The 7,655-nt window shown below is 69.6% G+C and carries 4 protein-coding genes; all 4 read left to right on the plus strand.

Features of this window, described 5'->3' with window-relative positions; genetic code table 11:
- Nucleotides 1–66 precede the first annotated feature (66 nt).
- The 4 genes from J5X75_RS43495 (at nucleotide 67) to J5X75_RS43515 (ending at nucleotide 4,876) form a co-directional block, all read left to right on the plus strand.
- A complete protein-coding gene (locus J5X75_RS43495; protein WP_208473598.1) occupies nucleotides 67–1,275 on the plus strand; it encodes a molybdopterin-dependent oxidoreductase in 1,209 nt (402 codons plus the stop codon).
- A 194-nt stretch (nucleotides 1,276–1,469) separates the two neighbouring features.
- Nucleotides 1,470–1,742, plus strand: a complete 273-nt coding sequence (locus J5X75_RS43505; RefSeq protein WP_238491022.1) for a substrate-binding domain-containing protein — start codon at nucleotides 1,470–1,472, stop codon at nucleotides 1,740–1,742.
- Between the two features lie 113 nt (nucleotides 1,743–1,855).
- Complete coding sequence (locus J5X75_RS43510; protein ID WP_208473599.1) at nucleotides 1,856–3,529, plus strand: glycoside hydrolase family 13 protein; 1,674 nt, start codon at nucleotides 1,856–1,858, stop codon at nucleotides 3,527–3,529.
- 699 nt (nucleotides 3,530–4,228) lie between these two features.
- Nucleotides 4,229–4,876 carry a class I SAM-dependent DNA methyltransferase gene (locus J5X75_RS43515; RefSeq protein ID WP_208473600.1) on the plus strand — a complete coding sequence of 216 codons (648 nt, stop codon included), beginning with the start codon at nucleotides 4,229–4,231 and terminating at the stop codon, nucleotides 4,874–4,876.
- The last annotated feature ends 2,779 nt before the right edge of the window (nucleotides 4,877–7,655 follow it).

Genomic DNA, 7,655 nt, shown 5'->3' on the forward strand with positions numbered 1-7,655 from the left:
CCCCTTTTCGGGGCCACCCGGCGTCCTCTACCCATAAATCCTATGTAGTCGATAGGATGTGTCGCCATGAACGAGGGCGCATACGACGAGCGCAGACTGCGCGATTTCCTGGCCGGACGGACCCGTGGCTTCTCCCGGCGGAACCTGCTGGCACTCACCGCCGCGGTGGGCGCGGGCGCGGCCATCCCCGGGCCCGCGCTGGCCGCCGGCCCGATCGTCAAGCCCCTGCCCCCCGAGTTGTTCCGGCAGTGGGGAACCAACGCGGAGACCCGGTGGTCGGCGCTCAAGGACCAGGGCTACTACGTCCCGGTGGACCGGTTCTTCGTCCGCAACCACACCGTCACGCCGACGATCGACGCCGCCACCTGGTCGCTGGAGGTCTCCGGATCCGGGGTCGCCCAGGCCGCGCACTTCAGCTTGAAAGACCTGCGCAGACTGCCGCGCGAGACCCGGCCGGTCGCCATCGAGTGCGCCGGTAACGGCCGCGGCTACTACACCTCGCAGCAGGGCCAGACCGTTTCCGGTACGACGTGGGGCCTGGGCGCCATCGGCGTCGGCAGGTGGACCGGCGTCAAACTGTCCACCGTGCTGCGCCGGGCGGGCATCTCGAGGAACACCGTCGACGTGCAGCCGATCGGCCTCGACCCGAACTTCGTCAGCGGCGGCGTCGACCTCGGCCCGGTCCGCCGGCCGTTCCCGGTCGGCAAGGCGTTCGACGACGTGCTGCTCGCCTACGAGCTCGACGGCGAACCGCTGCCGCCGGATCACGGTTTCCCGGTCCGCGTCGTCGTCCCGCACTGGATCGGCATCTCCTCGATCAAGTGGGTGGGCCGGATCGAGGTGTCCACCGAGCCGATCTTCTCCCCGTGGAACACACAGTTCTACCGGCTGTTCGGCGAGGGCTACCCGGCCGAGGGGCAGCCCTTCGACCGGCAGGTGATCAAGAGCGCCTTCGAACTGGACCCCGGGACGACCTTCACCGCCGGGGTACGGACGCGGCTGACCGGCCGGTCCTGGTCGGCGGACGGCCCGATCCGGCACGTCCAGGTCTCCACCGACGGCGGTACGACGTGGCGGCGCGCCCGCCCGTACGGCGCCACCCCGGGTGGGGTGTGGCAGCGCTGGGAGGTCGACTGGACGCCGGCGGCCGGGGAGCACACGTTGCTGGCGCGGGCCACCGACGTACGCGGCAACACCCAGCCCGACACGGCCCGGCACAACACGCTCGGTTACGTCTTCGACGCGGTGGTCCGTGTGCCGGTGAGTGCCGAGTGACGTAGCCGGCGACGCCATGGCCATGCCGTCGAGAAAGGCCACGCGGCGGGCGTCTCCCGCTCGGCGGTCTCGTTCGCGTTCGACAACCCGCGGCGGATCTCGGTGGCGACCAGAGAGCGGATCCTGGCCGCGCCGAGCGTCGAGGTCGACGACCGGGGCGGCGCCCGCGAGGTGACCCGGCGACCCGGGACCTGATGACCGGTGGGCGCGCTCCCACAGCTATCCTGGCGCTGTCCGGCATCCTCGCGTACGGTGCCGTGGATGCCTTGCAAGAACTTGCAATCCAAGTGCCCTCAGAGGTGCCCGTGAGCGGCTTCGACGACCTCTCCGAGTCAGCCTGGTTCCGTCCCCGGCTCACCACCGTCCGGCAGCCGATCGTCACCAAGGGACGGATGGCCGCGGAGTTCCTGATCTCGGCGATCAGGGTGAGGAACAGCACCCGCACCAGGTCCTCGGCACCTCGCTGATCGTCCGGGAATCAACCACAAAACCGGCATAACGGGCCATTGCAAGAACTTGCTGCAAGAAAGCAAGCCTCAGCCCTGTAACACGTGTTAGTTTCTTGCTAGCGTTCGTCGCCATGACCGACCAACTGATCGCACCGCCCACCGTGGAGGCGCCCCCGGCATCGTGGTGGCGCAACGCGGTCATCTACCAGATCTACCCGCGCAGCTTCGCCGACTCGAACGGCGACGGCATCGGTGACCTGCCCGGCATCAGCAGCCGGTTGCCGTACCTGCGGGATCTCGGTGTGGACGCGGTGTGGCTCTCCCCCTTCTACGCCTCGCCCCAGGCGGACGCGGGTTACGACGTCTCGGACTACCGGACCGTCGACCCGATCTTCGGCACCGTCGCCGACGCCGAGCAGCTGATCGCCGGCGCGCACGCCCTGGGCCTGCGGGTCATCGTCGACCTGGTCCCCAACCACTCCTCGGACCAGCACGAGTGGTTCAAGCGGGCGCTCGCCGAAGGCCCCGGCTCGCCGTTCCGCGAGCGCTACCACTTCCGCCCCGGCAAGGGCGACAACGGTGAGCTGCCGCCGAACGACTGGCCGTCGATCTTCGGCGGCCCGGCCTGGACCCGCGCCGAGGACGGCGAGTGGTACCTGCACCTGTTCGCCCCCGAGCAGCCCGACTTCAACTGGGAGCACCCGGCCGTACGGGACGAGTTCAAGACCATCCTGCGGTTCTGGCTCGACCTGGGCGTCGACGGCTTCCGGGTGGACGTGGCGCACGGCATGGTCAAGGAGGCCGGCCTGCCCGACCTCGGCGACAGCGGCGAGTGGCACCTGCTCGGCGCCGGCGAGAGCCCGTTCTTCGACCGCGACGGCGTACACGAGATCTACCGCGACTGGCGCAAGATCCTCGACGAGTACCCCGGCGAGCGCATCGCCGTGGCCGAGGCGTGGGCGCCGACGCTGGCCCGCGTCGCCAACTACGTCCGCGACGACGAACTGCACCAGGCGTTCAACTTCAGCTACCTGGGCACCGCGTGGAACGTGCACGAGCAGCGCCAGATGATCGAGGACTCGCTCGCCGCGATGCGCGAGGTGGGCGCCCCGACCACCTGGACACTGTCCAACCACGACGTGGTCCGCCACACCACCCGCCTGATGCAGAAGATCGACGGCGAGGCGGCCGGCCGCAAGCCCACCGCGGTCGACGACGCGGCCGGCCTGCGCCGCGGTCGCGCGGCCAGCACGCTGATGCTCGCCCTGCCCGGTTCGGCCTACCTCTACCAGGGCGAGGAGCTCGGCCTGCCCGAGGTCGTCGACCTGCCGCCGGAGGTACGCCAGGACCCGGCGTTCCACCGGGCCGCCGGCCAGGACGGCTACCGCGACGGCTGCCGCGTGCCGATCCCGTGGAGCGGATCCGAGGCCCCGTACGGCTTCGGCCCCGACGGCGGCACGAGCTGGCTGCCGCAGCCGGACGCGTGGGCCGACCTCAGCGTCGCGGCGCAGGCCGGCGCCACCGGCTCGACCCTGGAGCTGTACCGCTCCGCCCTGGCGATCCGGCGCAGCGACCCGGCGCTCGCCCCCACCGACAACCTGCGCTGGGTGTCCGCACCGGCCGGGGTGCTCGCCTTCGAGCGCGAGGTCGAGGGCGCGCCGGTCTTCCGCTGCACGGTCAACATGAGCGACCAGCCGGTCGCCGTCGGCCGCCCCGGCGAACTGCTGCTGGCCAGCGGCCCGATCGACGGCACCAGCGACAACGTGGTCCTCCCGCCGGACACCACCGTCTGGTGGTCCATCTAGGACGGTTCGTCCCGGTCCATCCCCGGACGGTGGAGATGGACCGGGCACGGGGGGGGGGCGGCCCCCCCCCCCGCCCCCCCCCCCCCCCCCCCCCGCCTACGGCAGCCGCTCGCTCTCCCTTGCACTCGTCCGCTTTCCGCGGCCCTCGCCCTCCTGCCGCGCGACCATCCGGACCCTCACCCCGCTGCCGCACCTTGCAACCCACGCCACCACCCTGCTGCCGCGCTGCCGGCACACCGCGTTCCCGCGACCCACGCCACCAGCCGGACCCTCACCCAGCTGTCGCACTCCGGCACACCGCATTCCCGCGAGCCACGCCACCAGCCGGACCCTCACCCAGCTGCCGCACTCCGGCACACCGCATTCCCGCAACCCACGCCACCAGCCGGACCCTCACCCAGCTGCCGCGCCTTGCAACCCACGCCACCACCCGCGGCCCCCACCCTGCTGCCGCACTCCGGCACACCGATTCCCGCAACCCACGCCACCAGCCGGACCCTCACCCAGCTGCCGCGCCTTGCAACCCACGCCACCACCCGCGGCCCCCACCCTGCTGCCGCACTCCCAGCATGCGGTCGTCGATCCAAAATCCTTTCCGGTACGGCTACGCCGGTACGCGCTCTCCCGACTCGCCCCTCCGAGCAGCCCCGTTCGACGGAAACGGTTTCCGTTCCGCTCGGCCCGATAGCCTTCCCGGCCATGCGCAATATGGATTTCCTCGATCAAACCCGTTCCTCGTACGACACGGTGGCCGCCAGTTACTCCACCCTGTTCACCGATGACCTGCCGAACCAGCCGCTGAAGCGCAGCATGCTCACCCTCTTCGCCGACCTGGTGGACGGCCCGGCCGCCGACATCGGCTGCGGCCCCGGCCATGTCACCGCTTACCTGCACCAGCAGGGGCTGGACGTCTTCGGCGTCGATCTCTCCCCGGGCATGGTCGAACAGGCCCGCGCCAACTACCCGGACCTACGTTTCGAGGTCGGCTCGATGACCGCCCTCGACCTGCCCACCGGAAGCCTCGCCGGCCTGAACGCCTGGTTCTCCACCATCCATGTACCGGACCGCGAACTACCCGGCGTGTTCGCCGAGTTCCACCGCGTACTGCAACCCGGCGCCCACCTGATGCTGGCCTTCCAGGCCGGCGACGACGACAAGCACTACACCGAGGCGTGGGGCCACGAGGTCACCCTGACCATCCACCGCCGCCGCCCGGAGGCGGTGGCCACCCTGCTCACCGACACCGGTTTCGAGCCAGTGGTGACGACGATCCACGAGATCCCACCGCCCTACACCGTCCCGAACCCCACAACACAGGGCGCCTTCCTGATCGTCCGCAAACGCTGACCCCAGCCCCGTCCCCGAGCGAGGCACCCCGGAGACGGCGCCACTCAACACTCCAACCGCTCGATCAGAAACCCGCGACCACACAAGCACCACTCCCCAGACCACCTCCAACAACCGCACACAAGCGCCCCCAGGCTCAGCCCCACCCAGCCCCCAGCCCCACGCTCAGGCTGTCCCCACCGCCAACCCCACCCCCACGATGAGCCCCAGCCCCAGCCCCAGCACCAGGACCCCAGCCCCGGGCCCAGCCTCAGCCCCAGGCCCAGGCCCACGATGAGCCCCGGCCCCAGCCACAGGCCCAGGCCCAGGCCCACGATGAGCCCTCGGCCCCAGCCCCAGCCCCAGCCCCAGGTCCAGGTCCAGGCCCAGCCCCAGGCCCAGGCCCAGGCCCAGGCCCAGGCCCAGGCCCACGATGGGCCCTCGGCCCCAGCCCCAGGTCCAGGTCCAGGTCCAGGTCCAGGTCCAGGTCCAGGTCCAGGATCTCGGTGGACAGTTGCCCTACTGGAGCCTCACACCCGCCGGTCACCGACCATGCCATACCGGCCCGGAGATGCATGATCACCTTGAAGAATGGCCATCCAATGCCTTGGTCAGGGAGTTCATCGGAGCCAGAAGTATCAACGGATGATGCCGACATCGAGAAGCCAAGCACGCAGCGGAAGAGGATTCCGCACCGGCCAAATTGGCATGATCGACTTTAGGTTCGGGCTTACACTTCTTCGCGTAGGCGCAGGAGAATTGACGTATGCCTCAGCTCCAATTGTTCACCAAGGAAAATATCTCCGAGATGCGTGACAGGAGCGCGCGCAGAAACCACTCCCCAGCCGCCGAACAATTCCGTCGCGAACACGAACGTCACCGCGAATGGGGTCTACGCAGGCGTCACGCCGATCGCCTCCGCCGCATCCGCGCCCGCCCCGACGAGGCGGCTCGCGCAGGCAGCCACGCACCGGAGACCGGCACCGGAACACGCCCGGACACGACCATCCGACCGCGGCCGGAAATAGCGAGCTCAGCGCGCCTCACCCCGGCCACCCCACCCCGACCGGACAAAACAACCTCAGCACGCGTCAGCTCGACCGCCCGATCTCAATCGGACAGGACCAGCCCAGCACGCCACACCGCAGCCGCCCCACCTCAGCCGGACAAAACCAGCCCAGCACGCCACACCGCAAGCACCACACCTCAGCCGGACAAAACCAGCTCAGCACGCATGGGCACGACCGCCCTACCTTGCCCGGCTGAGGCACCGTCCGCCCCACAACGGAGCGGCACGCGCCCGGTTGAACGGTCTGCAGCGCGAAGTGAGCTGGTCAATGATGGCCTGATCCCGGCCGATGACGATCGCGTGAAGCCGCGACTCGGCAGACCGAAGGCCGGTGCGGGTGATGGCGGACAGGTCGCGGCTGTACTTCGTCTCAGGGACGAACCCGGGACCGCACGGCTGGAGCTTGGGCAAAAGAAGTTCCTGAGCTGCACGAAAACCCCAACAACGCGGACGCTCCGGCGGACTCCGCTCAACGGACTCCGCTCAGCAGATCCGCACACCGGACCAGCATGCCGACGTCGACACCACCGGCGGCCCTTCGCGGGCGGAACTGCTGATCACCTCACCAAACCCGCTGAACGGCCCGACCCGCCGCTTGAACGTAACCGCCCGCAGCTCAAGCTCTCCGATCACAGCGGCCCACCGCTCAGATCACCATCTACCCAGGCAAATCGATCATGCCCTCCCGTCACGACTCCTGACCAATCGAACCCATCGGCCACGAGCCCTCCAGTATCTGAACCGATCCGCCACGACTCCCCATTCAGGAACCGATCCACTACAAGTCCCCACAAAAGCCACGCCGATCCAGCCGAGCCCTCACAGGGCCAAATCGGCCAACCACAGCCCCACGCCGATGGAGGTCGCCGGCCAAGGAGGATCACCAACCGATGGCATGCGACCGCGTCAGCCACCGATTCGGCCAGCCGGGGGCGAAGCCAGCCACCGGCCGATGGGATCAGGGAGTCCGCTGACGGAAGCTTCCTGAACGGGCTCGAGGCGGCAACCAACAGTGGCCAGACGGAGCGGGCGTGCCCGATGCCATGGGGTCGATACATCGCCGATCGTCGCAACGCTGACGGTCGGTCCGAATCTTCTCGGTCCATCGACGAGCGGCGGCCGAAAGGACGGCAGACGGGTTTCGCTCCTACATTTCCGCTGCCTCCGGAGAAGCCCTTCGCCGAAGTAGAAAATACGTTCGGCCAGTACCGAATCGATTCGGCATCGATCCGGTACCGGCCCCTTCGGTGACCGTAAGTTGGTCCCGCAGCCCTCATCACCTGTGCGATTCGGCTGTATCGCCCGGAATGGCGGCCAGTTGACCCCGACAATTGCCCCTTGGCTGACTGCGACCACGAGTTCGGCGTCGCCGCCGGCAAAGGACCAGTGCGAGAGGGGACCTGGGCTTGGGTAGGGCAGGCCGATGCCCAGCGAATTCCACACGCGTGCCAGTACCCGGTTGCCATGCGCTTGTGGCCTTCGGGCGGAGCAGGAAGGCGGCGGCGGGTGAGCGGAGCCGGCGGGCGGCGGGCGGAACGGCCTGCAACGGGCACGGGCGGGCGGCAGGCCGCGGGCGACGGACGGCAGGCGACGGGTGACGGGTGCCAAATAGCAGGCGGCGGGCGACAGGCCGCGGGCGACAGGCCGCGGGCGACAGGCGACAGGCCGCGGGCGACAGGCGACGGGTGACGGGTGACGGGTGACAAATGCAGGCGACGGGCGGCGGGCGGC

This window comes from Actinoplanes flavus, assembly GCF_017592555.1.
GTDB lineage: Bacteria > Actinomycetota > Actinomycetes > Mycobacteriales > Micromonosporaceae > Actinoplanes > Actinoplanes flavus.

What these genes read in the sequence shown, in the direction of transcription:
- J5X75_RS43515 (WP_208473600.1), top strand. Translation starts at nt 4,229, where the DNA reads ATGCGCAATATGGATTTCCTCGATCAAACCCGTTCCTCGTACGACACG.
- J5X75_RS43505 (WP_238491022.1), top strand. Translation starts at nt 1,470, where the DNA reads ATGACCGGTGGGCGCGCTCCCACAGCTATCCTGGCGCTGTCCGGCATC.
- J5X75_RS43510 (WP_208473599.1), top strand. Translation starts at nt 1,856, where the DNA reads ATGACCGACCAACTGATCGCACCGCCCACCGTGGAGGCGCCCCCGGCA.
- J5X75_RS43495 (WP_208473598.1), top strand. Translation starts at nt 67, where the DNA reads ATGAACGAGGGCGCATACGACGAGCGCAGACTGCGCGATTTCCTGGCC.